Here is a 26,066-nt window from a genome sequence, read left to right on the forward strand (position 1 = left end):
CCGTACGGCGGCTGACAGCCCGTCAGGCTACAGCTAATCTGACGGGCAGTCAGCTATGTGTGGGGCCGGACCATGTGTGGGGAGGACGCCGTGCGCGGTGACGTGGAGTGGGGCAGCATTCCGGAGCTGGTGCGCAGCGCGGCCCGTCGCTACGGCGACACGGAAGCGGTCGTCGAGGGCCGTACCCGGATCTCGTACGCCGAACTGGGCGCCCGCGTCGAACGCGCGGCGGCGGCCTGCGTCGCGAACGGCGTCGGCGTGGGCGACCGCGTGGCGATCTGGGCGCCGAACACCCTCGACTGGATCGTGTCGTCCCTGGGCGCGGTGTCGGCGGGCGCGGTGCTGGTGCCGCTCAACACCCGCTTCAAGGGCTCGGAGGCGGCGTACGTCCTGGAGCGCAGCCGGGCGAAGCTGCTGTTCGTGACGGGCACGTTCCTGGGCACCTCGTACGTGGCGTCGCTGCGGCGCGCGGCAGGGCAGGGGCCGGGCGACGGCCCCCTCCCCGGCCTGGCGCACCTGGACCAGGTGGTGGTCCTCGCGGACGACGCCCCGACGGACTTCCGCACCTGGAAGGACTTCCTGGCGAGCGGGGAGGGCGTGGGAAAGCCGGAGGTGCGGCGGAGGTCGTCGGCCGTGACGGGCGACCGCCCCTCGGACATCGTCTTCACGTCGGGCACGACGGGCCGCCCCAAGGGCGCGGTGATCACACACGCGCAGACGCTGAGGGCGTACGAGACCTGGGCGGACCTGACGGGCCTGCGGCAGGGCGACCGCTACCTGATCGTCAACCCCTTCTTCCACACCTTCGGCTACAAGGCCGGCGTCCTGGCCTGCCTGATGCGCGGCGCGACCATGATCCCGCAGCCGGTGTTCACCGTGGACACGGCACTGGCGAACACGGCGGCGGAGCGGGTGACGGTCCTGCCGGGCCCGCCCACCCTGCACCAGGCGTTGCTGGACCACCCGTCACGGGCCGCCTACGACCTCTCCGCTCTGCGCCTGGTGGTGACGGGCGCGGCGGTGGTGCCGCTGCGCCTGGTGGAACGGCTACGGGACGAACTCGGCGTCGAGACGGTCCTGACCGCGTACGGCCTGTCGGAAGCGAGCGGTTTCGTCACGATGTGCCGCAGGAGCGACGCCCCGGAGGTGATCGCGACGACATCGGGCCGCCCGATCCCGGGAGTGGAGGTACGGGTGGTGGACGCGAAGGGCGAACCGCTCGGCCCGGGACTCCCCGGGGAGATCCTGGTCCGGGGCTTCAACGTCATGCAGGGCTACTTCGAGGACGAGACGGCCACGGCGGAGGCCGTCACGGCGGACGGCTGGCTGCGCACGGGGGATGTGGGCGTCCTGGACCCGGCGGGCAACCTCCGCATCACGGACCGCGTCAAGGACATGTTCATCGTGGGCGGCTTCAACGCGTACCCGGCGGAGATAGAGCAACTGCTGGCCCGGCACCCGGATGTGGCGGAGGCCGCGGTGATCGGCGTGCCGGACGCGCGGCTGGGCGAGGTGGGGAAGGCGTACGTGGTCCGGCGCCCGGGGGCGGTGCTGACGGCCGACGACCTGATCGCCTGGTCCCGCCGCGAGATGGCGAACTACAAGGTGCCGAGGCAGGTGGAGTTCGTGGCGGAGCTCCCGCGGAACGCGAGCGGGAAGGTGGTGAAGGGGGAGCTGCGGGGACGGGTGCGCTAGGTGTATCGCCCTGTGAGGTCGGTCCTAGGCCCGATGCAGGGGCGCGTCTCGATCCCGCGGCCGATGAGCCCGCCTCGACGCGGCCTTACCGTCGGGTCCCATGACCATCGACGGCAACGGCATACTCGACGAGGCGTACGAACGACTGCACCGGACGGGACCGGAGTTCGAGGGCTGGTTGAGCAACCACGGCCCCATGGCGGCGGAATCCATGGTCAGGCGCGGTCACGCACGCCAGGTCCACCGCTGGCTGGACGGCTACATGCGCCGGCTGGACGACCTGCCGCGCGGCATCTCGCCCCTCACCGCCGACGAGTGGCGTACGGCGCTGGGGGACCCTCACCGCCTCGGCGACTGGCTGGCGTTCTTCGCGCACGAGGTGACGGAACGGCCCTGGCGCACGGTGCTGGAGACGTGGTGGCCACGGCTGCTCCCGGGCATCGCGGCCGGCGCCACCCACGGCGTGATCCGCACCGGTCACGCGGTCCACGCCCTGCTGGACCGCGAGGACGGGCCGCGCCTGGCCGAGCTGGGACAGGCCCTCGGCTACTGGGCGGCGCGCTGGCAGCCGGTTTCGTTCACGAGCCCGTCCGGAACCGCCGATCCCGCGTCGGCCCTCGCCTCCGTTCCGCGCGTACCCGACCAGAGCGCGGGCATCAACCACCGGCTCGACCAGCTCACCGACCTGCCCGCCTGGCCCACCGCGCTGGCCGCACTGCACCCCGCCCCCGACGCCGACCAGGCCCGGGACCGGCTGGCCGACCTGACCACGGCCGCCGTCCTGCGCTACCTCGCGAACGCCCACGGCTCGCCCGTCATGCTGGTCCACGCCGCGACCGCCCCCATGGCCGTCCTGCGCACCCTGCCCGCACTGCCCCGCACCCAGTGGGCGCCGAGCCTGCACGCGGCCTGGGCCGCGAGCGCCGCCGTGACCGCGGCCTACACCCCTGCCGCACCCGCACCCCGCCACACCCTCCCCACGGCCCCCGAGTCGCAGGAGGAGGTGTTCGCCCTGGCCGTCCACCACGGCGACGAACACGTCGTCAAACTCGCCGACACCTGCCTGGAGGTCCACCAACGCACGGGAGAACCGGACGCGTTGACGGCAGTGCTCCGGGCGGCGGAGCTGATCGAGGAGGTGTGACGGCCGGGCGGGCGCCACGAAGCCGGCCGAAGCCTGCCCCGGACATGCTTCGGCCGCGACGGCTCCCCCTCCGCGCCGTCGCGGCCGATCCCCGTGCGAGGAAAGTCTGGTCAGACGGGCTCGTCCGTGGCGTGGATGTTGTCGGTGCCGGCCTCGGCGGTCTCGTCCGTCTTGAGCGGGTTGGCGGTGGTGAGCGGCTCGCTCGTCGCGTGGATGTTGTCCGGTCCGACGGTCGTCCCGCCCTTGGTGTCCGTGGCGTGGATGTTGTCGGTGGTGTTCTCGTCGCTCATGATCACTGCCTCCCCTGACAGTTCGGATGCCCTGAAGTGACTGCCCGCCCGGCGACTCCCCCGAGGGCCGCCGGACGGGCGCTGTGACCGCCCACGGTAGTGCAACGGTCCGGTCCCCCCGCCTGCCCCCCGACGCGACGGAACGACAAGACGAGAGTGCCGGGAGGCGATAAACGAACGATGAACGTCCGCCTCACGCAGCCGCGAGCGGCTTGAGCAGGCTTCGGACCGTCTCGGCCTCGGGAGCGCCCAGGGACTCGAAGGCCTTGAGGGCATCGCGCCAGCAGACCTCTGCCCGCCCGGGCTGTCCGATGCCGCTCAGTGCGTGGCCGAGGACGACGAGGACATTGGCCCGGCGCCAGTCGCCGCCTATGCCACGCAGCACGGTGAGAGCCGATTCTGCGTTCGACGCGGCCTGCGCGGGGCGGCGGGCGGCGAGGTCGACCTCGGCCAGGCGGAACAGGGACATGCCCTCCCACAGGCGCTGGCGGCTTTCCCGGAACACCGTGAGTGCCGCCTGCAGTTCGGTGGCGGCCTCGGCCAGGCTGCCCTGCTGCGTGAGCGCGAGGCCGAGCGCGTAGCGGCCGTTGGCGCCCTTGAGGGCGTGGCTCATCGCGTCGTACATCCCGGTGCCCTGACGGGCCAGGGACACCGCGCTGTCGGTCCGACCGGTGGCCAGGTGGATGCGGGAGAGGTTGCACAGGGCACTCGCCTCTCCCGGGCGGTCGTCGCAGGCGCGGAAACTCTCGATCGCGTGGAGGAGGTGCGACTCGCCGTCGTCGTGGCGGCTCTGATAGAGCGCGATCACGCCGAGGATGTTGGAGGACCAGCAACTGGCCAGCGGATCGGAGGAGGCACTGGTCAGCTCGCGGGCCTGAGCGGCCTCCTGGTCGGCCAGGTCGAAGCGGCCGGTCACGCTGTGGGCGTAGGCCAGGGTGATCAGCGCTCGCGCCTCCGCCCGCCGGTCCTCCGCCTCCCGCGCCGCCTCGCGGAGCGCGGAAGCGACATTCTCGTACGTCTTGGAGTTGGTGCCGGACTCGGCCAGGTCCACCGCGGCCCAGAGCACGTCGACCGCTCGCCGGAGGAATCCTGCGCCCGTGGCCTGTCGCACGCAGGCCAGCAGTGACACCGCCTCGGCGTACAGCCAGTCCTGCGCCCGGAGCCGGTCGGTGAAGGTCAGCCCCGGGTACCTCGGCCTCTCCAGGTGGTCCACCAGCCGGTCTCCCGGCCGTTCGAGCGCGTACACCCCCGCCGCCGTGGCCAGATAGAAGTCCAGCAACCGCGACATCGCCGCGTCCCGCTCGCTCGGTGGGTGTTCGTCCCGTTCCGCGCAGGCACGCGCGTAGAGGCGGACCAGGTCGTGGTAGCGGTAGCGGCCGGGGGCCGCCGATTCCAGCAGGGACGTGTCGACCAGGGACTCCAGCAGGTCCTCCGTCTCCTCCAGGGGGAGGTTCAGGACCGCGGCGGCGGCCGCCAGGGAGATGTCCGGGCCGTCCGCCAGGCCCAGGAGGCGGAACGCGCGGGCCTGGGCCGGCTCCAGTTGGCCGTAGCCCAGTTCGAAGGTGGCCTTCACGGCCAGGTCGCCGGCCTGGAGTTCGTCCAGGCGGCGGCGTTCGTCCGCCAGCTTCGCCGCCAGGACCGAGACCGTCCAGGTGCGGCGCGCCGCCAGGCGGGACGCGGCGATGCGGATCGCCAGCGGCAGGAAGCCGCACGCCGCGACCACGTCCAGCGCCGCCTCCCGTTCCGAGGCGACCCGCTCCTCGCCGACGATCTTCGTGAACAGCGCCAGCGCCTCGTCGGGCGACATCACGTCCAGGTCCACCAGGTGGGCCCCGGCCAGGTCGACCATGCGGACCCGTGACGTGACCAGGGCGGCACAGCCCTCCGTGCCCGGCAGCAGCGGGCGTACCTGCGCCGCGTCCTTCGCGTTGTCCAGCAGGACCAGCACCCGGCGGCCGTCCAGCACCGAGCGGTACAGCGCGGCCCGCTCCTCCAGCGAGTCCGGGATCGCCGAGTCCGCCGTGCCGAGCGCGCGCAGGAAGGAGCCGAGGACCGTCTCCGGTTCCGCAGCCCTCGGGCCCGCGCCCTGGAGGTCGACGTAGAGCTGGCCGTCCGGGAAGGACGACCGGGCCTGGTGGGCCACGTGGACCGCCAGTGTCGTCTTGCCGACGCCTCCGATGCCCGCCAGCGCCGACACCGCCATCACCCGGCCCTCCGCCGACGCCAGCACCTCGCTCAGTTCGGCGACGAAGGCGGCCCGGCCCGTGAAGTCCGGGACGGTGGCCGGGAGCTGCGCCGGGCGTACCGGGGCGGCGGTGGGTTCGGGCGCCGGTGCCGAGGGTTCGGCCAGGGTCGGGTCCGCCTGGAGGATGCGCTGCTGGAGTTCCTTCAGGCCCGGGCGGGGGTCCACCCCGAGTTCGTCGGCCAGCAGGCGGCGCGTGTCCGCGTAGACCGCCAGGGCCTCCGCCTGCCGGCCGGAGCGGTACAGCGCCAGCATCAGCAGCTCCCGCAGGCGTTCGCGCAGGGGGTGCGCGGCCGTCAGGGCCGTGAGCTCGGAGACCGCCTCGGCGTGGCAGCCCTGCTCCAGGTCCATGTCGAGGCGGGACTCCAGGAGTTGCAGGCGCCATTCCTCCAGGCGGGCCCGCTGTGCCTCCGCGTACGGGCCGGGCACCCCGGCCAGCGGCTCCCCGTCCCACAGCGCCAGCGCCTCGTTCAGGACGTGCCGGGCGTGGCACAGGTCCCCGGAGTTCTTCGCCTTCTCGGCCTGCGCGGCCAGCTCCTGGGCCGCGGCCAGGTCCAGGGAGTGGGGTTCGCCCAGCCGCACCGCGTAGCCGCCCGACTCGCTGACCAGGACACCCGGTGTGAGGACCTTGCGCAGGCGGGAGGCGTACGTGCGGACCGCCGCCAGCGCGCGCGGGGGCGGGTCGTCGCCCCACAGCGCGTCGATCAGTTCGGAGGCCGTCGCCGTACGGCCCTCGCGCATCAGCAACGCGGCCAACAGGGCTCGCTGCTGTGGCGAGCCCGTGACCAGCGGCTCCTTCCCCCGCCAGGCGCGCACCGGGCCGAGCACGCCGAAGCGCAGCGTCGCCGAATCCTCGGGACCCCGCTGCTCAGGTACTCGCGGCACACCGTCCATCGCTGCCCCCTGGCCCCCTGCCGAACCGTCCACAACCAAGAGGCCAGTTTGCCTTGTTCATGGCGGATGCGTCAGCCGTGGGAGACGGCGATCACAGGCCGCGGTGCGGTGCGTCACAAGGTCCCCACACGCTCTCCGCATCTCCGGAGCGCCCGCCCGCGGTGAGCGACCAGATAGCTGACGGACCGTCAGATCAGCGCTACGTTGGCGGGCATGGAGACCTCAGCGACCGACAGCGCCTTCCCGGAGATCATCTCCGTCGACGACCACACCGTGGAGCCCTCGCACGTCTGGCAGGACCGTCTCCCGGCGAAGTACCGGGACACCGGCCCGCGGATCGTCCGCGCTCCCCTGAAGGAAATGACGTTCCTCGGCGGCAGGTTCCGCCCGGTCATGGGCGCCCCGGGCGACGACGGCCCGCTCGGCGACTGGTGGGTGTACGAGGACCTGCGCCGGCCCCTCACCCGCCTCGACACCGCCGTCGGCTACAGCAGGGACGAGGTCAGGCTCGAGGTCATCACCTACGAGCAGATGCGCCCGGGCTCGTACGACGTTCCCGAGCGCCTCGCCGACATGGACGTCAACCACGTGCAGTCCGCCCTCTGCTTCCCCACCTTCCCGCGCTTTTGCGGGCAGACCTTCACCGAGGCCAAGGACCACGAGCTCGGGCTGCTGTGCGTCCGGGCCTACAACGACTGGATGGTGGAGGAGTGGTGCGGGCCGCAGGCCCACGGACGCCTGATACCCCTCACCCTCATCCCCCTGTGGGACGCCGAACTCGCCGCCGCCGAGGTTCGCCGCAACGCCGGTCGCGGCGTTCGCGCCGTCGCGTTCTCCGAGATCCCGCCCCGCCTCGGCCTGCCGTCCGTCCACACCGACGACTGGGACCCGTTCCTCGCCGCCTGCGACGAGACCGGCACCGTCGTGGCGATGCACATCGGCTCCAGCAGCCAGATGCCGTCCACGTCCGCCGACGCCCCGCCCGCCGTGGGTTCCACGATCACCTTCGCCAACTGCTGCTTCTCGATGGTCGACTGGCTGCTGAGCGGGAAGCTGGAGCGCTTCCCCAACCTCAGGATCATGTACGCCGAGGGGCAGATCGGCTGGATCCCGTACATCCTCGAGCGCGCCGACGTCGTCTGGGAGGAGAACCGCGGCTGGGGCGGCGTCGCCGACAAGGTGCACCGCCCGCCGTCCGAGCTGTTCGCCGAACACGTCTACGGCTGCTTCTTCGACGACGCCTTCGGTCTGCGGAACCTGGACGCCATCGGGGTCGGGAACGTCCTGTACGAGACCGACTACCCGCACTCCGACTCCACCTGGCCCAAGTCGCGCGAGGTCGGCGAGGCCCAGATGGGCCACCTGGAGCCGGACGTCGTCGAGCGGATCGTCCGGCGCAACGCCATCGAGCTGCTGGGGCTGACGGAGGACGGCCTGTGGCCGGGCGGCGGACGTTGAGCGGGCCCCCCGGGTCCGGGTCGCCCCCGTCCGAGCCCCTCCCGTCCCGGTCGCTCCGGTCCGGACCCCTCCCGTCCCGGTCGCTCCGGTCCGGGCCCCTCCCACCCGGGCGCCTCCGCTACGGCATGCAGCTCCCCGTCCAGTCCCAGTCCACCCTCTACGCCGAGCCCTGGGAGGCCGAGGCCGGTCCGGGCGACCTCGTCGCCGTCGCCCGGACCGCCGACGCCGCCGGGTTCGACTACCTCGCCTGCTGCGACCACGTCGCCATCCCGCGCCGGCTCGCCCCCGCCATGGGCACGGTCTGGTACGACCCGGTGGCCACCCTCGGGTACCTGGCCGGTGTGACCGAGCGCGTACGGCTGCTCAGCCATGTCGCGATCGTCGGGCTGCGGCATCCGCTCGTCACCGCCAAGCAGTACGCCACCCTCGACCACCTCTGCGGCGGGCGGCTCGTCCTCGGGGTGGGGGCCGGGCATGTGCGGGAGGAGTTCGAGGCGCTGGGGGTGGACTTCGGGCGGCGCGGCCCCCTGCTCGACGAGGCGGTCGACGCGCTGCGCGCCGCCCTCGGGCCCGAGGCGTTCCCGGTGCACCACGGGAAGGCGTACGACTTCGAGGGGCTCGGGCAGCGGCCCCGGCCCGCCCAGCCGCGCGTCCCCCTCTGGGTGGGCGGTTCCTCGCCCGCCGCCGTGCGCCGGGCCGCGCTGAAGGGCGACGGCTGGCTGCCGCAGGGCGATCCGCGCGAACGGCTGCCCGCGCAGATCACCCGCCTGCGCCGGCTCCGGGAGGAGCGGGGACTCGACGGCCCCTTCACCGTCGGCGCCATCACCGAGCCCCTCTACGTCGGCGAGCCGCGCTGGGACGTCGGGCCGCGCACGGTCGCCGGCCCGCCGGAAGCGGTCGCCGAGTCCCTGCGGGCGTACCGCGCGATGGGCGTGGACCAGATCCAGGTGCGCTTCCGCAGCCGGAGCCGCGCCGAACTCACCGACCAGATCGCAGCGTTCGGGGCCGAGGTCGCGCCCCGCCTGGACTGAGGAGCAGACCCCATGGGCAAGCTGGACGGCCGCGTCGTCATCGTCACCGGGGCGGCGCGCGGGCAGGGCGAGCAGGAGGCGCGGCTGTTCGCGGCGGAGGGCGCCCGGGTGGTCCTCGCGGACGTGCTCGACGACCAGGGGGAGGCGCTCGCCAAGGAGCTGGGGCAGTCGTACGTGCACCTCGACGTGGGCCGTGAGGCGGACTGGTCCGCCGCCGTGGCCGCCGCGAAGAAGGCGTACGGGCATGTCGACGGGCTGGTCAACAACGCGGGCATCCTGCGGTTCAACGCGCTTGCCGACACGCCCCTGGACGAGTTCATGGGCGTCGTCCGGGTCAACCAGGTCGGCTGCTTCCTCGGCATCAGGACGCTCGCGCCCGAGATCGCGGCGGCCGGCGGCGGCACCATCGTCAACACGGCCTCGTACACCGCGCTGACCGGGATGGCGGCCGTGGGGGCGTACGCGGCGACCAAGCACGCCGTCCTGGGCCTCACCCGGGTCGCCGCGATCGAGCTGGCGCCGCAGCGGATACGGGTGAACGCGGTGTGCCCGGGGGCCGTCGACACCCCGATGTCCAACCCCGCCCGGCTGGACCCGGAGGCGGACCCCGAGGTGATGTCCCGCGCCCTGGACGAGCTGTACCGCCGGCTCGTGCCGCTCGGGCGGGTCGGCAGGCCCGAGGAGGTGGCGCGGCTCGCGCTGTTCCTCACCTCGGAGGACTCCTCCTACATCACCGGGCAGCCGTTCGTGATCGACGGCGGCTGGCTGGCCGGGGTCTCGATCGTCTGAAGCGCGATCTGACCGACCGTCAACTATTGACGGTCCGGCGGGGTGGTGCGACAGTCGGCGGCAAGTCAATCTGACGGATCGTCAGGTAGATACTCGTGGGGACGGTGACCTCCGTGGAATTCGGGCTCTTCGTACAGGGATACGTCGGCAAGCGGGCCGAGACCGACCCGCTCGCGGAGCACAAGGCGCTGATGGAGGAGACCGAGTACGTCATCCAGGCGGACAGGTCCGGCTTCAAGTACGCCTGGGCGTCCGAGCACCACTTCCTGGAGGAGTACTCGCACCTCTCCGCCAACGACGTCTTCCTCGGCTACCTCGCGCACGCCACCGAGCGCATCCACCTCGGCTCCGGCATCTTCAACCCGCTGGCCCAGGTCAACCACCCGGTGAAGGTCGCCGAGAAGGTCGCCATGCTCGACCACCTCAGCGAGGGCCGGTTCGAGTTCGGCAGCGGACGCGGTGCCGGCTCCCACGAGATCCTCGGCTTCCTGCCCGGCATCACCGACATGAACTTCACCAAGGAGATCTGGGAGGAGACCATCGCCGAGTTCCCGAGGATGTGGCTCCAGGACGAGTACCAGGGCTTCACGGGCAAGCACTGGTCGCTCCCGCCCCGCAAGGTGCTGCCCAAGCCGTACGGGAAGTCGCACCCCGCCATGTGGTACGCCGCCGGGTCCCCGTCCTCGTACGCCATGGCCGCGAGGAAGGGCCTCGGGGTGCTCGGCTTCAGCGTGCAGAAGGTCTCCGACATGGAGTGGGTGCTCGAGCAGTACAAGACGGCGATCGTGGACGCCGAGCCCGTGGGGGACTTCGTCAACGACAACGTGATGGTGACGACCACCGCGATCTGCGCGCCCACGCACGAGGAGGCCATCCGCATCGCGATGAACGGCGGGCTGCACTACCTGCCGTCCCTCGTCTTCCGCTACCACGACACCTTCCCGCGCCCCGAGGGCTTCCCCGTGTGGCCGGACACGCTCCCCGAGTACACCGAGGAATTCCTCGAACTGCTCATCGAGGAGGAGCTGCTGATCTGCGGCGACCCGGACGAGGTGCTGCGGCAGTGCAAGCGGTGGGAGCAGGCGGGCGCCGACCAGCTCAGCTTCGGGCTTCCGGTCGGGATACCGAAGGAGGAGACGCTGCAGACGATACGGCTGATCGGGGAGCACGTGATTCCGAAGATCGACACGGATCCCGTTCATCGGACCAGCCGGTTCCGGGCTGCCGTGTGATCGCCGTCGCGGGCTGCGGGCCTGATGTGGCTGGTCGCGCAGTTCCCCGCGCCCCTTCGGGGCGCGTTCCCGCACCGGAGTTGGGAAGGAGCCCCATGCTCGATCACCTCATCAAGGGCGCCACCGTCGTGGACGGCACCGGTGCGCCCGCCTTCACCGCGGACGTCGGCATACGAGACGGCCGGATCGCCACCGTCGGCACGGTCACCGAGGACGCCCGCACCGGCGAGGACGCCACCGGCCTGGTCCTCGCCCCCGGCTTCGTCGACCCGCACACCCACTACGACGCCCAGCTCTTCTGGGACCCGTACGCGACCCCGTCCCTGAACCACGGGGTCACCACGGTCGCGGCCGGCAACTGCGGCTTCACGCTCGCCCCGCTGAACCCGGCGCGCCCCGAGGACGCCGACTACACCCGGCGGATGATGTCCAAGGTGGAGGGCATGTCCCTGGTCGCCCTGGAGGAGGGGGCGCCCTGGAGCTGGCACTCGTTCGGGGAGTACCTGGACGCCCTCGAAGGGCGGATCGCCGTCAACGCCGGTTTCATGGCGGGGCACTGCGCGCTGCGGCGGTACGTGATGGGCCCGGACGCGGTCGGCGGGCAGCCGACGGGCGAGCAGTTGGACGCCATGCTGCGGCTGTTCCACGAGGCCATGGACGCCGGCGCCTGGGGGCTGTCCACCACCCAGTCCTCCACCCACTCCGACGGTGACGGCAGGCCGGTCGCCTCCCGGCACGCACGGCCGGCGGAACTGCTGGCGCTCGCCCAGGCGGTCGGCGAGCACGAGGGCACGCAGATCGAGGCGATCGTCGCGGGCTGCCTGGACCAGTTCAGCGACCCGGAGATCGACCTGCTGGTGGAGCTGAGCGCGGCGGCCGGACGGCCGCTGAACTGGAACGTCCTCACCATCGACGCCGCCGTCCCCGAACGGGTGCCGCGCCAGCTCTCCGCGAGCGAGCGGGCCCGGAAGGCGGGCGGCCGGGTGGTGGCCCTGACCATGCCGATCCTCACCCCGATGAACATGTCCCTCGGCACGTTCTGCGCCCTCAACCTGATCCCCGGCTGGGGACCGGTCCTGGGCCTGCCGGTGCCCGAGCGGATCGCGAAGCTGCGCGACCCCGGGGTCCGGGCCGAGATGCTGCGGCGCGCCGACTCCAGGGAGGCGGGCGTCTTCCGGCGCCTCGCCGACTTCGGGCGGTACGTCATCGGCGACACCTACAGCCCGCGCAACGCGGGCCTGACCGGGCGGGTCGTGAAGGACATCGCGGCCGAGCGCGGCCAGGACCCCTTCGCGTGCCTGGTGGAGATCTGCGCGAACGACGACCTGCGTACCGTGCTGTGGCCGATGCCCACCGACAACGACCCCGGCTCCTGGGCCCTGAGGGCGGAGACCTGGCGGCACGAGGACGTCCTGCTCGGCGGCTCCGACGCGGGCGCCCATCTGGACCGCATGTGCGGGGCGCCGTACACGACCCGGTTCCTCGGGGACTGTCTGCGCGGCCGGAGGCTGGTGCCGCTGGAGCAGGCCGTGAAGATGCTGACGGACGACCCCGCGCGGCTTTTCGGGCTCCGGGAGCGCGGCCGGGTGTGCGAGGGCTTCCACGCCGATCTGGTCCTCTTCGACCCGGAGCGGATCGACGCCGGGCAGGCCACCCTGGTGCACGACCTGCCGGGGGACAGCCCGCGGCTGGACGCGCGGGCGATCGGGATACGGGCCGTCTGGGTCAACGGCGTCGAGGCGATCCGGGACGACGTGGTGACCGGGGCCGTGCCGGGCAAGGTGCTGCGCTCCGGGCGGGACACCAGGACGGTGAGCACCACGTGAGCGACCGGCAGCGGCTGTTCGTCGGCGGCGCGTGGGTGGAGCCGGACGACGGCCACTACCGGGTGACCGATCCGGCGACCGAGGGGATCGTCGGGTGGGCGCCGGAGGCCTCGCGGGACCAGGTGCGGGCGGCCTGCGCCGCGGCCCGTGAGGCGTTCGGGCCGTGGTCCCGGACGCCGCCCGGGGAACGGGCGGCGGTGCTGGCGCGGGCGGCCGACATCATCCAGGGCCGCCTGGGGCCGTACGCCGAGCTGGCGCAGGCGGAGAGCGGCGCGACGACCGGGACGGCACGCGGGATGCAGGTCGGGGTCGCGGTGGCGCGTTTCCGGCGGTACGCACGGGCGGAACCGCTGGAACAGCCGCTGCCGCCGCAGATCAACGAGGCGGGCCCGTTCGGCCCGGCGACCGTCATGGGCGCCCTGGCCGTGCGCCAACCCGTCGGCGTGGTCGCCTGCGTCACCTCGTACAACAACCCCTGGGCGAACCCGGCGGGCAAGGTCGCCCCGGCGCTCGCGATGGGCAACACGGTGGTCGTGAAGCCGGCCCCGCAGGACCCGCTGTCGGTGTACCGCATGGCGGAGGCGCTTCACGAGGCGGGCGCGCCGCCGGGCGTGGTGAACGTGGTCAGCGGTGCGCGCCCCGAGGTGGGCGAGGCGGCCGTGGACTGCCCGGACGTCGACATGGTCAGCTTCACCGGCTCCACGGCCGTGGGGCAGCGCATCGCCGAGGTGTGCGGCCGGTCCATGAAACGGCAGCTCATGGAGCTGGGCGGGAAGGGCGCGGCGCTCGTCTTCGACGACGCGGACCTGGACGCGGCGGTGGCCGGGATCGGCACCACGTTCTCCTTCTACAGCGGCCAGATCTGCACGGCACCGACGCGGGTGCTCGCGCAGCGGGCCGTGTACGACCGGCTGGTGTCCCGCCTGGCGGAGTACGCCCGCGGGCTGAAGGTCGGGGACCCGCGGGAGCGGGACACCGTGGTGGGCCCGGTGATCTCGGCGGCGCACCGGGACCGGGTGGAGGCGTATGTCGAACTGGGCCGCAAGGAGGGCGCGCGGCTGGTCACCGGCGGCGAACGGCCCCCGCACGAACGCGGCTTCTACGTCGCCCCCACCCTCCTCGCGGACTGCGCCCCCGACATGCGGGTGGTCCGGGAGGAGATCTTCGGCCCGGTGGTCGTGGTCGTCCCCTTCGACGACGAGGAGGAGGGCATCGAGCTGGCCGACGCCTCCGACTACGGCCTGATCGACTACGTGTGGTCGCGCGACGTGGCCCGCGCCTTCCGGGTGGCCCGCAGGCTGCGGGCGGGCGGTGTCGGTGTGAACACGGTCGGCCGCAACATGGAGGCGCCGTTCGGCGGTTTCAAGAAGAGCGGGGTGGGCCGTGACGTGGGCTCCTACGCCCTGCACGCCTACAGCGAGTTGCAGGCGATCGTGTGGCCGGGCTGACTCGGCCGTCCGTCTCAGCCGTCCAGGTCCACCCGTACCGTGAGGAGCTGCGTCCCGAAGGCCCGCACCACCGTGCTGTTCATGCGCGGCAGCTTCTTCAGGCGGGCCCGGGGGTCGTCGTCCGGGAGCAGGTGGGCCGTGCCCGTGTGCCAGCGGCCCAGGATGCGGACCCGGACACGTGGATTCGCCCGGATGTTGCGGACGTACTGGGACTTCTCTCCGTACTCCGACACCAGCCAGAAGGAGTCGCCGACGCGGCGGCCGCCCACCGGGGTCTGGCGTGGCAGCCCCGACACGCGGCCCGTCGTCTCCAGGACCGTCTGGAGGGGCAGACGGCGCAGCAGCGGGTTGCCGACGTGGCGCTGGAACGCCGTGACGACCCGCTGCTTGCGATCGGCGAAGTCCGACATCGTCCCTTGCCCTCCTTGACGACGGGAAGCGCTGGGCGCCCCGCGCAGTCTCGCAGATCGGGGAGCGGGGCGCGCGACATACGGCCGCGCGCCGTGGCGAAGGGGCTCACACCCCACGTGTCGGGCGCCGTGGAACCGTTCCAGTGCCTTTCGCGGCCCTAGGCCTCACCCAGGAAGAGCGGGTTGGTGAAGGCGGCCAGCGCCCCCGGTACCGGGCCCGCCGCCGCCTCGTGCCGCAGCTCGGCCCGGACGTAGGCCGCGTACGACGCCGTCGTGCGCCATTCGACCGTGCCCGAGCCCGCCACCGGCAGCGGGTCGCTCGTGAACAGCGTGCCCTGGTCGGTGACGAAGCGGACCGTGCAGCGCGGTGCGCCCCGCACCTCCAGGCGGACCGTGACCGGGGTGTCGCGGTCCACCTGCAGCCGCTCGCCGATGCCCGCGTGCTGGCCGCGGCTGCCCGACGCGGTGAAGGCCAGGGAGACGTGCCGGGACTCGGCGACGTACGAACGGCCCGCGCGGATGCCCTCCTGAACGGCCTGGCGGGTCAGGTCGTCGGCGAGGACCACGGTCTGCGGGGTGCCCACCGCGTCCGGGTCGCGGTGCGCGTCGCTGTTGCCCATCGCCGGCAGCCACCGGCCGTGGCCCTGACGGACCGACGCCACCAGTGTGCTGTCCCAGTCCGCGAGCGCCACCTCGTCGTCGGGGGTGTACGGTCCGTTCCACACCTCCACCGCGTCCACCTCGCCGAAGCCGAACTTCCAGCCGCAGCCGATGCAGGTGGCGTGCGGATGCGCCGGGACGACCAGGCCGCCCGCGCGGCGGATCTGCTGGGCGAAGCGGGCCCAGCGGTTGTCGCGGGCCCGGTAGCGCCAGTCGACGAACGTGCCCGGGTCGGTGCCCAGCGCCAGCACGTGGCCGTTGCGCGTCGTCACCTCCTCACCCGTCATGATCAGCAGGTCGTCGCCCGCCTGGTCGGCCCAGTGGGCGTGCGAGGAGTGGGTGTTGTGGTCCGAGGTGTTGATGAAGTCCAGGCCGGCCGCCCGGGCCAGCGCGGCGATCTCGGCCGGCGTCCGGCGGCCGTCGGAGTACCAGGAGTGCAGGTGGCAGTCCCCGCGGTACCAGGCACGGCCCCGGCCCCTGGCCCGGGACGGCGGGTACACGGGCCTCGGGGTCTCGCCCTGGGCCCCGTAGGTCAGCGTGACGGTGACCTCGTACGTCAGGCCCTGCGGCGCCACCGTGTACGGGCCCAGCACGATGTACCAGGTGCCGGCGCGGATACGGCCCGGGATGTAGCCGGGAGTCGCGTCGTCCGCGCGGACGAAGAACTCGCTGCGCGCCCCGCCGGACCAGCCGCGGAAGCCCTGGCCGCCCAGCTCGGTGCCGCGCTCGTCGAAGATCCCGATGTCCAGGCCGTTGCCCTGGGTGCCGGACGGGACGGACGGCTTGTCGTAGGTGTAGGCGACGTGGATCTCACGGACGCCCTCGGGGACGTCGACGGGCAGGTACACGAAGTCGGGGGAGCCGGTGGGCAGCGTGCCGCGCACCGTCCTCGTCTCCTGGTTGTCGGCCGCCTCGGCGGCGGGGCCCTGGGAGAAGCTCACGGTTCCCAACGTAAGCGCGGCGGCCGCACCCGTCACGAACAGTGCGCGTCTTCCCATGCCGTTGCCGTGGTCGTCCTCGCACATGCTGCTGCTCCCGATGTGTCGGATGACAGGGGTGGTGCAGGGATGGCGCACACCACTGTGGTGTCCGCCCGTGAACTGCGGTGCACGGGAAACGGATCGGCAGCCGTGCTGGGCGCGACATTCGGCGGAACGGGACAGGGGTGCGGCGGGCACGCCTGTCTGACCTGATCACCGCGTACGTATGCTCGAGGGATGACGACTTCCGCGACCTCCGGAACCGGCCCCACCGAGAACTCCATGCGTCGCGCCCTCAAACGCGCCCGAGACGGTGTCGCGCTCGATGTGGCGGAGGCGGCGGTGCTGCTCCAGGCCCGCGGCGCGGACCTCGACGACCTGGCCGCCTCCGCCGCCCGGGTACGCGACGCGGGCCTGGAAGCCGCCGGCCGGCCCGGCGTCATCACCTACTCGAAGAGCGTCTTCGTCCCGCTGACCCGCCTGTGCCGCGACAGGTGCCACTACTGCACCTTCGTCACCGTGCCGGGCAGGCTGCGCCGCGACGGGCACGGGATGTTCATGTCCCCGGACGAGGTCCTCGACATCGCCCGCAAGGGCGCCGCCCTCGGCTGCAAGGAAGCCCTCATCACCCTCGGCGACAAGCCGGAGGACCGCTGGCCCGAGGCGCGCGAGTGGCTGGACGCGCACGGCTACGACGACACGATCGCCTACGTACGGGCCATCTCCATCCGCATCCTGGAGGAGACGGGCCTGCTGCCGCACCTCAACCCGGGCGTGCTGTCCTGGACCGACTTCCAGCGGCTCAAGCCGGTCGCCCCGTCGATGGGCATGATGCTGGAGACCACGGCGACCCGGCTGTGGTCCGAGCCGGGCGGCCCCCACTACGGCTCCCCGGACAAGGAACCCGCGGTCCGCCTGCGCGTGCTGGAGGACGCCGGCCGCTCCTCCGTCCCGTTCACCTCCGGGATCCTGATCGGCATCGGCGAGACCCACGAGGAGCGCGCCGAGTCGCTGTTCGCGCTGCGGAAGGTCTCCCGCGCCCACCACGGCATCCAGGAGCTGATCATCCAGAACTTCCGCGCCAAGCCGGACACGGCGATGCGCGGCATGCCGGACGCCGAACTGGACGAACTGGTCGCCGCGGTGGCCGTGGCCCGGCACATCATGGGCCCCTCCGCCTGCCTGCAGGCCCCGCCGAACCTCGTCGACTCCGAGTACGAGCGGCTGATCGGCGCCGGCATCGACGACTGGGGCGGAATCTCGCCCCTGACCATCGACCACGTGAACCCCGAGCGGCCCTGGCCGCAGATCGAGGAGCTGGCCGCGAAGTCGGCCGCGGCGGGCTTCGAACTGCGTGAACGCCTCTGCGTCTACCCGGAGTTCGTACGGCGCGGCGAGCCCTGGCTGGACCCGCGGCTGCGTCCGCACGTCGCGGCGCTCGCGGACCCCGAGACGGGTCTGGCGCGCGAGGACGCGGTGGTCGAGGGGCACCCCTGGCAGGAGCCCGAGGAGGTGTTCGTCGCGGCCGGACGCACGGACCTGCACCGCACGATCGACACCGACGGCCGTACGCGCGACCGGCGGGACGACTTCGACGAGGTGTACGGCGACTGGGAGGCCCTGCGCGAGGCGGCGGCGCCCGGCATGGCGCCGCAGCGCATCGACGCGGACGTACGGGCGGCGCTGCGCACGGCGGCCGACGACCCGACGAAGCTGACGGACGACGAGGCGCTGGCGCTGCTGCACGCGGACGGCCCGGCACTGGACGCGCTCACCCGCATCGCGGACGACGTGCGCAAGTCCGCGGTCGGCGACGACGTCACCTACATCGTCACCCGGAACATCAACTTCACCAACGTCTGCTACACCGGCTGCCGTTTCTGCGCGTTCGCGCAGCGCCGCACCGACGCGGACGCCTACACGCTCTCCCTGGAGCAGGTCGCCGACCGCGCCCAGCAGGCCTGGGACGTGGGCGCGGTCGAGGTGTGCATGCAGGGCGGCATCCACCCGGACCTGCCCGGAACGGCGTACTTCGACATCGCGAAGGCGGTGAAGTCCCGTGTCCCCGGCATGCACGTGCACGCCTTCTCCCCGATGGAGGTGGTCAACGGCGCGACCCGCACGGGCATGTCGATCCGCGAGTGGCTGACGGCCGCCAAGGAGGCGGGCCTGGACACGATCCCGGGCACGGCGGCGGAGATCCTGGACGACGAGGTCCGCTGGATCCTGACCAAGGGCAAGCTGCCCACGGCGACCTGGATCGAGGTCGTCACGACGGCCCACGAACTGGGCATCCGCTCCTCGTCCACGATGATGTACGGCCACGTGGACCAGCCCCGCCACTGGCTGGGCCACCTGAGGACCCTGGCCGGGATCCAGGAACGCACGGGCGGCTTCACGGAGTTCGTCACCCTCCCGTTCATCCACACCAACGCCCCGGTGTACCTGGCGGGCATCTCCCGCCCCGGACCGACGATGCGGGACAACCGCGCCGTCACCGCGATGGCGCGCCTCCTGCTGCACCCGCACATCCCCAACATCCAGACGAGCTGGGTGAAACTGGGCACGGAGGGTGCGGCGGAGATGCTCCGCTCCGGGGCGAACGACCTGGGCGGCACCCTGATGGAGGAGACGATCTCCCGCATGGCGGGCTCCTCCTACGGCTCGTACAAGTCGATCAGGGACCTGGTCGCCGTCGCGGAGGCGGCCGGCCGCCCGGCCAGGCCGCGCACCACCGTCTACGGCGAGGTCCCGGAGGAACGGCGGCGGGCGGCGGCGGCATCCGACGGGCATCTGCCGGAACTGCTGCCCGTGCTGGACGACTGACGGTGAAGGTCAGTCTTCCTCCCGCGCCGCCCCCGGCAGATGCGTCGCCAGCAGCACCACCCCGGTCAGGACGAGGACCCGGGTGGCCGCGTCCAGGCCGTTCCAGGTCTTGGACTGCCACATCGCGAACCACTCGCCGCCTATCGCGATGAACCCGGCGCCGAACAGCAGCAGGAGCATCAGCAGACCGATGTCGGACAGCCAACGGGCGCGCGGGTGGCGGCGCGCCCACAGCCAGGTCGCGGCGATCAGGATCAGGGCGGCGGCCGTCTCCCAGACGATGATCGCCACGTACGCGGCGTCCTCCCAGGCGCGCGAGGTGATGGCGCGCCACATCAGGTCGTCGTCCTTGAAGGTGGTGTCCATCGCGAGCACGTGCCGGACGAACTGCTGGTTGGTGCCGAAGTCCGTGATGTTCCCGAACGCGACGAGCGCGATGTAGAGGGCGACCGTGCCGGTGAGGAGGGTCGCGGCGAGGGGGAGCGCGGACCGGGTGTGGGGGCTTCTCGTTGTTTCGGCCATGATCCAACTATGGAGACGGCTTTCGGCCGCTCACAGAGGATTTTCGGGCGGTCGCGGAAGTGTGGTGTGCATGACGTTCGGCAGCCCTGAGCCGACCGCTCCCACTCGATTACAGTGCTGCGCGTCTGAGGTGCACGCGGTGCCATGAGGAGGCCTGGGGTGGGTGCGACAGCCGGTGCCGTCTGGGGGCGCGCCGAGCAGCAGGACTTCCGCAGCCGAGTGCGTGGCACGCTGCTCGGCGTGGCCGTCGCCGACGCCCTGGGCGCGCCCGTCGACGGGCTCACCCTGGAGGAGATCCGGCAGGCGTACGGGCCCGAGGGGCTGACGGACCTGGCGTTCGGGCACGGCCGGCGTGGCGCGATCACCCACCACACCCAGCTCACCCTGTTCTCCGTGGACGGGCTGATCCGTGCCCAGGTCCGCCGAGACACGGGCGCCTGGCATCCGCCGACCGATCTGCACCGGGCGTATCTGCGCTGGGCGGCCACCCAGCGGGACTGGGGGCCCGACGAGCGGCGCAAGGAGGACGGCTGGCTGGCCCGCGAGGAGTGGCTGTACGCCCGGCGCTCGCCGGCCCGGGCCTGCCTGCTGGGCTTCGGGGACGACACGATGGGCACGCTGGACGCGCCGAAGAATCCGGGCGACCAGGGGCCCGAAGCCGCCGCCCGCTCCGCGCCGTTCGGGCTGCTCGTCGGGTGGGATCCGCAGCTCGTGCTGCAACTCGCCGTCGAGTGCGCGGCGCAGACGCACGGGCACCCCACCGCCTACCTCGCGGCGGGCGCGTACGCCGTGATCCTGCACGCGCTGGCGCGCGGGGAGGGCCTGGACGCGGGTGTGCAGCGGGCCCTGGCGCTGCTCGCCCCGCGACCGGGGCAGCAGCAGGTCGCGGAGGCGTTGCAGCACGCGCTGGGGGCCGTACGGCAGGGGATGCCGACGCCCGACCGGATCGAGGAGCTGGGCGGGGACGGTACGGCGGCCGGGGCGCTGTCGGTCGCCGTGTACTGCACGCTGGTGGGGGAGGACGTCCGGCACGCGCTGTGCCTCGCCGTGAACCAGGGGGGTCCCTCCGGGGCGGCGGGGGCGCTGACCGGTGGCCTGCTGGGGGCGCTGCACGGCGAGACGGCTCTGCCGCCGGCCTGGCTGGCCGAGCTGGAGGGCCGTCCCACGATGCTGGTCCTGGCGGACGACTTCGCGATGGAGATGACGCAGGGCCCCGCGCTGCACAGTCCCACGGGGTCCGCGCCGGGGTGGCTGGAGCGGTACCCGCGGGCGTAGACCGCCCGAGGGATCCGCCCCCGCACCCCACCGGCCGCAGGAGCCTCGGTTCAGACTCCGGACGGGCTGGCCGTACCCGCGGCCGGCACCGTGACCGTCGCCCCGTCGTCGTCGGTGTTGATCTTCTCGATGATCGCGTCCCGCCCGGGGGTGTCCTCCGGCTTCACCAGGCCGATCACGACGTACAGGACCAGCGAGATCACCATCGGCACCGCCACCTGGTACTCCAGCTTCACGTCCGTCCGCTGGGAGAAGTCCAGGTGGTAGTTGACGAAGAAGAACGCCAGCAGACCCGCCGCCCAGCTCACGAGCGCGGCCGTCGGGCCGGACCTGCGGAACGTGCGCAGCAGGCCGAGGATGAACGGGATCGCGATCGGTCCCATCAGACCGGCCACCCACTTGATGACCACCGTGATGATGTCCTTGAAGGTGGGGGAGTTGACCTGCGTCGCCACCGCCATGGACAGGCCGAGGAAGGCGACCGTCGTCACGCGGCCCGCGATCAGCCCCGTCCGCGTGTTCCACGCCCGCGCCGCCTTCGACAGCACCGGCACCACGTCCCGCGTGAACACCGCGGCGATCGCGTTGGCGTCGGAGGAGCACATGGCCATCGTGTGCGAGAAGAAGCCGACCACGACCAGGCCCAGCAGGCCGTGCGGCAGCAACTGCTCGGTCATCAGGCCGTAGGCGTCGGAGCCGTCCGGCTTCTTCGCGGTGACCAGCAGCGGGGACAGCCACATCGGGATGAAGAGGATGACGGGCCAGACGAACCACAGGCCCGCCGACAGCAGGGCGGACCGGGTCGCCTGCTTCGCGCTGCCCGTCGCCATGTAGCGCTGGGCCTGGTTCCACATGCCGCCGTTGTATTCGAACAGCTTGATGAACAGGTAGGAGATGAAGAAGACCGTCATGTAGGGGCCCGCGAAACCGTGCCCGTGACCGTCCAGCTTCGGCGAGTCCAGCGCCTTGGACAGACCGCCCTGTTCGGAGATCTTGTGCAGTGCGATGACCAGCATGGCCAGTCCCGCCAGCAACTGGATGACGAACTGGCCCAGTTCGGTCAGCGCGTCCGCCCACAGACCGCCGATCGTGCAGTACACCGCCGTGATGCCACCGGTGATGAGGATGCCCTGAGTGATCGTGACCCCGGTGAACACGCTCAGCAGCGTCGCGATCGCCGCCCACTTGGCGCCCACGTCCACGATCTTCAGCAGGATGCCGGACCAGGCCAGGGCCTGCTGGGTGGGCACGTTGTAGCGGTCCTTCAGGTACTCCAGCGGCGAGGCCACCCGCAGCCGTGAGCGCAGCCGGTTCAGGCGCGGCGCGAACAGCTTGGCGCCGAGCAGCACACCGATGGCGATCGGCAGGGCCCAGGTGACGTAGGAGGTGATGCCGTAGGTGTAGGCGATGCCGGCGTATCCCGTGAACATCACCGCGCTGTAGCCGGACATGTGGTGCGAGATGCCGGACAGCCACCACGGCATCCGGCCGCCCGCGGTGAAGAAGTCGCTGACGTTGTCGACGCGTTTGTGGGACCAGACGCCGATCGCCGTCATCACGCCGAAGTACGCGACCAGGACGGCCCAGTCGAAGCCGTTCATGTACCCCTCCCTCCCTGCCGAAGTGCCCGCTCATGGTGGTTTCCGTCGCATGGGCACGACAACCGGCGTACTGGTCAAAGGGAGGTAAAATCGTTCTGTTGGCTGAGAGTCATTCATATACATGTCCATCAGCGGCTGTTTCCGGCCGGACGCGTACCCGCATGTTCACAGGACTGCGCCGCGGCGCGGGTCACCGCATCAGCTCACCCGCGTTCACCAGCAGGGACTGCCCCGTGATCGCCCGCGCCCGGTCGGAGGCCAGGAACACCGCGGCGTCCGCCACGTCGCCGTCCGTGGCCAGGTCGGGCAGCGCCATGCGGTCGGTCAGGCGCCTTCTCACGTCCGCCTCCGGCACCCCTTCGGTGTGGGCGGTGAAGCGCACGTACGCTTCCACGGGCGGGCCCCACATCCAGCCGGGCAGCACCGTGTTCACCCGGATCCGGTACGGGCCGAGCTCCCGCGCCAGCGAGTACATCGCACTGGTCAGCGCCCCCTTCGACGCCGCGTACGCCGCCTGCCGCACCTGCGAGGGGGCGGCGACCGACGACTGGGTGCCGATGAAGACGACCGAGCCTCCGCGCGCCCGGAGCGCCGGCAGGCACGCCCGCGTCATCCGCAGTGTCCCGAGCAGGTTCACGTCGATGACCGACTGCCAGGTGGCGAAATCCGCGTCCTGGAGGCCGCCGAAGTGGCTGTCCCAGGCCGCCACGTGGACCACCGCGTCGATCCGCCCGAACCGCTCCAGCGCCAGCGCCGCGAGCGCCTCGCACTGCGCCTCGTCGGTGATGTCGGTCGCCCGGTACGCCGTGTGCGCGCCGTCCGGGTCGAGCGCGGCGGCGGTCTTGGCCAGGTTCGCCTCCGTACGCGCCCCGAGCACCGCGTCGCCCCCTTCCCGCACCACGGCCGCGGCGACCTGATGACCGAGCCCGGCACCGACCCCCGACACGACGACGGTCCTGCCCTGGAGCAGCGACATGGTGACCTCCCCCTCTTTTCGTGGTCGTTCACCTACGGGACGCCCGAGTCGGTGTGGGGAGCCCTTCGGACCTCCGCGCGGTCACACTCCCCACACCGGCGCGCCCCTTCGGCTCTCGCCCGGCCTCTGGTGCTGGATCTGACGGAGCGTCAGAGTAGGGGGGAGCGGCAGAGGGCGGAAGGGGAAAGGGGAAGCGGTATGAGCGAGGGGCGCGAGGACACGCGCAGCGAGGTGTACGCGGAACTGGCCGCCGTGGGGCCGTACGGCGTCCGCCCGGGCCATGCGCTGATCACCATGGTGGAACCGCACCCGGGGCACGAGTACGCGTACAACCGCTGGTACGAGGACGACCACTACTACGCCGGCGCCATGGCCATGCCGTGGATGTACGCGGGCCGCCGCTGGGTCGCCACCCGCGATCTGCAACTCCTGCGCTACCCCGAGAAGTCGGCGGTGGCCCGGCCGGTCACGGCGGGCTGCTATCTGTCGACGTACTGGATCACGGACGGCCGCTACGACGACCACATGCGCTGGACGGTCGCCATCAACCAGCGCCTCAACCGCGACGCACGCGTCTACCAGGACCGTTCCCACGTCTTCACGGCGTTCCAGGACCACGAGGCGACGGTCTACCGGGACGGGGCGGCCGGACCGCGCGACGTTCACGCGCTGGACCACCCGTATGCGGGCCTGGTCCTGGAGGTGGTCGACGCGGACGGTCCCGGACGGCGCGCCGACCTGCTGGAGTGGCTGCGCACCCGCGGTCTGCCGCGGCGCCTGGCGGGCTCCCCGGCGGCCATGGTGACCGTCTTCCGGCCGACGCCGCTGCCGGGCGACCGCATGACCTACGTCCAGCAGGTGGAGGGCGTGGACACGCGCCTGACCCTGCTGTGGTTCCTGGAGGAGGACCCGCGGGAGTGCTGGGAGGAGCACTTCACGGGACTGGACGGGGAGGTGGGGGAGAGCGGGCTGGGGAGAGTGGAGCTGGTGGCCCCGTTCATCCCGACGGTGCCGGGGACGGACCGGTACGTGGACCGGCTCCGCTGAGGCCGGACAGATTACAGCCCCCTCGGCCGGGACGGCGGGCCAGTCGAGAGGGCTCTGTCGTGGGCGTGGTGGGGCCGCTCGGCACTACTTGATCGACGCGACGAACGTGTTCCAGGCGTCGGCGGGGAAGGCCAGGACGGGCCCTTCGGTGACCTTCGAGTCCCGCACGAACAGCGCCGACGGAAGGGGCGACTTGACCTCGACGCAGGCGCCGTTTCCGGCCGAGTACGACGACTTGGTCCACGTTGCCGTGGCCCCCTGAAGAACAGCCATGTTCACTCCGGTGACGAGTTGCTGAGTTGCTGTGACCGCGCCGCGGGCCCCTCACGGGATCCGCGATGCGAATCGCGCCAACTTGTTGACTGGTGGCGTGATCGACGCTACTCGGCAACCTCTGCGTCCGGAGGAGTCGTTCACTCGTCCGGGTGGCATATTCCAGCAGCGTCTTACGCCCGGATTAACCACCGGTGTAAGATCCGCCGCTCGCCGCGCGCGAGCCTCAGGAGGCGTAGTCCTTGGCCGCGTCGTCGATGAACTTGCGGGACTGCTCCACATTGAGGGCCTGGGCCCGCAGGTGCTCGTACATCACGGCGTACTTCTGCACGTCCTGGGCCTTTTCCAGGTACAGGTCGCTGGTGACGCCCTCGAGGTACACCACGCTGGAGTCGGCCGCGTCGGCGAACTCGAGGATGGCGTACTGGCCGTTGAGGCCGGGATGCGCCCCCACCTCGAACGGCAGCACCTGCACGGTGACGTGCGGCAGCCGCGACATCTCGGCCAGGTGCTCCAACTGTTCGCGCATCACCAGGTTGTTGCCCACGCGCCGGCGCAGCGCCGCCTCGTCCAGCACCACCCACAGCCGCAGCGGGTTGTTCTCGGCGGAGATGCGTTCCTGGCGGCGCATCCGCACCTGGACGCGCTTCTCGATGTCGGCCGGCGACGTCTCGGGCAGCGCGCCCTGGATGAGCGCCTCGGCGTACGAACGGGTCTGCAGCAGGCCGGTGATGATCTGGGGCTCGTAGACGCGCAGTGACTCGGCGTCGGTCTCCAGGCCGATGTAGACGCTGTAGGGGATGTCCCCGAACGCGTGCCACCAGCCCTGCTGGCGGGAGTCGCGGGCCATCTCCATCAGCGATTCGACGACACGCTGGTCCTCGACCTCGTAGACTCCGCACAGGTCCCGGACGTCGCGCGGGCTGATGCTGCGGCGGCCGTTCTCCAGACGGCTGATCTTCGACTGCGACACCAGCAGGCGCTCGGCGACCTCTTCGGCGGTCATGCCCTTGAGTTCCCGGAGCCGGCGCAACTCCTGGCCCAGCCGGCGGCGCCGGACGGTGGGATTGACATTCGACGCCACGGACGTGCACCTCCGGCTGCCTGCTTCTACTTTGCGTATCTGCTGTTGAGCAGATTGCCACCAAGGTGCTTCTTACCGCTGGGAAACCGCGGATATGCGGCGATCGCACGCCCTTTGGGTGGCCCTTGGCCAGAAGTTGGGCCCATGCCACCCCGGTTACCGAACACCTCGGCGCCCCATCGTACGGAATTCCGCATGGGCCGGGCCCCCGACGAGTCCTCCGCCCGGTACGGCGCACGCATGCGGCCGCGGGGGGGGGGGGGGGGGTGCCGGCGGAACAGGAGTAGGAGTCCCCCACCCCCCGGGGGATGGGGGGTGTCAACAAGGGTTCGGGGGCGGTGTGGTGTGGAAGGTTTGCTGGTT

20 protein-coding genes are annotated in these 26,066 nt (G+C 71.9%); 11 read left to right on the forward strand and 9 right to left on the reverse strand.

From position 1 onward, the window contains the following. Window positions 1-90 precede the first annotated feature (90 nt). Together ACZ4SW_RS02615 and ACZ4SW_RS02620 are read left to right on the forward strand one after the other, a co-directional pair. Window positions 91-1,695, forward strand: a complete 1,605-nt coding sequence (locus ACZ4SW_RS02615) for a FadD3 family acyl-CoA ligase (RefSeq protein ID WP_468236932.1) — start codon at window positions 91-93, stop codon at window positions 1,693-1,695. Window positions 1,696-1,795: 100 nt separating this feature from the next. After that, window positions 1,796-2,839 carry a questin oxidase family protein gene (locus ACZ4SW_RS02620; RefSeq protein ID WP_468236934.1) on the forward strand — a complete coding sequence of 348 codons (1,044 nt, stop codon included), beginning with the start codon at window positions 1,796-1,798 and terminating at the stop codon, window positions 2,837-2,839. A gap of 110 nt (window positions 2,840-2,949) precedes the next feature. On the opposite strand, the gene ACZ4SW_RS02625 is transcribed toward ACZ4SW_RS02620, so the two are convergent. Together ACZ4SW_RS02625 and afsR are read right to left on the reverse strand one after the other, a co-directional pair. Then, window positions 2,950-3,129, reverse strand: a complete 180-nt coding sequence (locus ACZ4SW_RS02625) for a hypothetical protein (protein ID WP_468236937.1) — start codon at window positions 3,127-3,129, stop codon at window positions 2,950-2,952. A 193-nt stretch (window positions 3,130-3,322) separates the two neighbouring features. After that, window positions 3,323-6,265, reverse strand: a complete 2,943-nt coding sequence (gene afsR, locus ACZ4SW_RS02630; protein ID WP_468236939.1) for an SARP-family global regulator AfsR — start codon at window positions 6,263-6,265, stop codon at window positions 3,323-3,325. Between the two features lie 213 nt (window positions 6,266-6,478). On the opposite strand from afsR, the gene ACZ4SW_RS02635 reads away from it, so the two are divergent. The 6 genes from ACZ4SW_RS02635 to ACZ4SW_RS02660 all read left to right on the forward strand — a co-directional run bounded on the left by ACZ4SW_RS02635 (window position 6,479) and on the right by ACZ4SW_RS02660 (window position 14,049). Continuing rightward, window positions 6,479-7,723 (forward strand): amidohydrolase family protein, encoded by a 1,245-nt coding sequence (locus ACZ4SW_RS02635; RefSeq protein ID WP_468236941.1) that lies wholly within the window; start codon window positions 6,479-6,481, stop codon window positions 7,721-7,723. A gap of 125 nt (window positions 7,724-7,848) precedes the next feature. After that, window positions 7,849-8,754 (forward strand): TIGR03619 family F420-dependent LLM class oxidoreductase, encoded by a 906-nt coding sequence (locus ACZ4SW_RS02640; RefSeq protein ID WP_468236944.1) that lies wholly within the window; start codon window positions 7,849-7,851, stop codon window positions 8,752-8,754. A 12-nt stretch (window positions 8,755-8,766) separates the two neighbouring features. Next, entirely contained in the window at window positions 8,767-9,543 is a 777-nt protein-coding gene (locus tag ACZ4SW_RS02645) for an SDR family NAD(P)-dependent oxidoreductase (protein ID WP_468236946.1), read from the forward strand. Between the two features lie 113 nt (window positions 9,544-9,656). Next, on the forward strand, window positions 9,657-10,775 hold the full coding sequence (locus tag ACZ4SW_RS02650; protein ID WP_468236949.1) for an LLM class flavin-dependent oxidoreductase: 1,119 nt from the start codon (window positions 9,657-9,659) through the stop codon (window positions 10,773-10,775). Between the two features lie 95 nt (window positions 10,776-10,870). After that, a complete protein-coding gene (locus ACZ4SW_RS02655) occupies window positions 10,871-12,601 on the forward strand; it encodes an N-acyl-D-amino-acid deacylase family protein (protein ID WP_468236952.1) in 1,731 nt (576 codons plus the stop codon). Next, the gene (locus ACZ4SW_RS02660; RefSeq protein ID WP_468236954.1) at window positions 12,598-14,049 is read left to right on the forward strand and encodes an aldehyde dehydrogenase family protein; all 1,452 of its coding nucleotides are present in this window, start codon (window positions 12,598-12,600) and stop codon (window positions 14,047-14,049) included. The genes ACZ4SW_RS02655 and ACZ4SW_RS02660 overlap by 4 nt, the downstream gene beginning before the upstream one ends. Before the next feature lie 14 nt (window positions 14,050-14,063). Here the strand turns inward: ACZ4SW_RS02660 and ACZ4SW_RS02665 are convergent, their stop codons facing one another. Both ACZ4SW_RS02665 and ACZ4SW_RS02670 read right to left on the reverse strand, forming a co-directional pair. Beyond that, entirely contained in the window at window positions 14,064-14,459 is a 396-nt protein-coding gene (locus ACZ4SW_RS02665) for a nitroreductase/quinone reductase family protein (protein ID WP_468236957.1), read from the reverse strand. 158 nt (window positions 14,460-14,617) lie between these two features. Beyond that, window positions 14,618-16,144, reverse strand: a complete 1,527-nt coding sequence (locus ACZ4SW_RS02670) for a CehA/McbA family metallohydrolase (RefSeq protein WP_468236960.1) — start codon at window positions 16,142-16,144, stop codon at window positions 14,618-14,620. 192 nt (window positions 16,145-16,336) lie between these two features. On the opposite strand from ACZ4SW_RS02670, the gene ACZ4SW_RS02675 reads away from it, so the two are divergent. Beyond that, window positions 16,337-18,925, forward strand: a complete 2,589-nt coding sequence (locus ACZ4SW_RS02675; protein WP_468236962.1) for a bifunctional FO biosynthesis protein CofGH — start codon at window positions 16,337-16,339, stop codon at window positions 18,923-18,925. A 9-nt stretch (window positions 18,926-18,934) separates the two neighbouring features. On the opposite strand, the gene ACZ4SW_RS02680 is transcribed toward ACZ4SW_RS02675, so the two are convergent. Next, entirely contained in the window at window positions 18,935-19,447 is a 513-nt protein-coding gene (locus ACZ4SW_RS02680; protein WP_468236964.1) for a DUF2165 domain-containing protein, read from the reverse strand. A 159-nt stretch (window positions 19,448-19,606) separates the two neighbouring features. On the opposite strand from ACZ4SW_RS02680, the gene ACZ4SW_RS02685 reads away from it, so the two are divergent. Next, window positions 19,607-20,722: an ADP-ribosylglycohydrolase family protein gene (locus tag ACZ4SW_RS02685; protein ID WP_468236966.1), complete on the forward strand. Its 1,116-nt coding sequence runs from the start codon at window positions 19,607-19,609 to the stop codon at window positions 20,720-20,722. Window positions 20,723-20,772: 50 nt separating this feature from the next. Here ACZ4SW_RS02685 and ACZ4SW_RS02690 read toward each other — a convergent pair whose 3' ends face one another. Together ACZ4SW_RS02690 and ACZ4SW_RS02695 are read right to left on the reverse strand one after the other, a co-directional pair. Further along, window positions 20,773-22,323 carry a sodium:solute symporter family protein gene (locus ACZ4SW_RS02690; RefSeq protein ID WP_468236969.1) on the reverse strand — a complete coding sequence of 517 codons (1,551 nt, stop codon included), beginning with the start codon at window positions 22,321-22,323 and terminating at the stop codon, window positions 20,773-20,775. A 190-nt stretch (window positions 22,324-22,513) separates the two neighbouring features. After that, a complete protein-coding gene (locus tag ACZ4SW_RS02695; protein ID WP_468236971.1) occupies window positions 22,514-23,299 on the reverse strand; it encodes an SDR family oxidoreductase in 786 nt (261 codons plus the stop codon). A 198-nt stretch (window positions 23,300-23,497) separates the two neighbouring features. Here ACZ4SW_RS02695 and ACZ4SW_RS02700 point away from each other — a divergent pair, with 198 nt between their 5' ends. After that, window positions 23,498-24,346: a hypothetical protein gene (locus tag ACZ4SW_RS02700; RefSeq protein WP_468236973.1), complete on the forward strand. Its 849-nt coding sequence runs from the start codon at window positions 23,498-23,500 to the stop codon at window positions 24,344-24,346. An 84-nt stretch (window positions 24,347-24,430) separates the two neighbouring features. Here the strand turns inward: ACZ4SW_RS02700 and ACZ4SW_RS02705 are convergent, their stop codons facing one another. Both ACZ4SW_RS02705 and ACZ4SW_RS02710 read right to left on the reverse strand, forming a co-directional pair. Further along, window positions 24,431-24,619 (reverse strand): DUF397 domain-containing protein, encoded by a 189-nt coding sequence (locus ACZ4SW_RS02705; RefSeq protein WP_200420833.1) that lies wholly within the window; start codon window positions 24,617-24,619, stop codon window positions 24,431-24,433. A 226-nt stretch (window positions 24,620-24,845) separates the two neighbouring features. After that, window positions 24,846-25,703, reverse strand: coding sequence for a helix-turn-helix domain-containing protein (locus ACZ4SW_RS02710; RefSeq protein WP_468236976.1), 858 nt, complete (start codon window positions 25,701-25,703; stop codon window positions 24,846-24,848). Between the last annotated feature and the right edge of the window lie 363 nt (window positions 25,704-26,066).

This window comes from Streptomyces sp. NPDC028331, assembly GCF_055565775.1.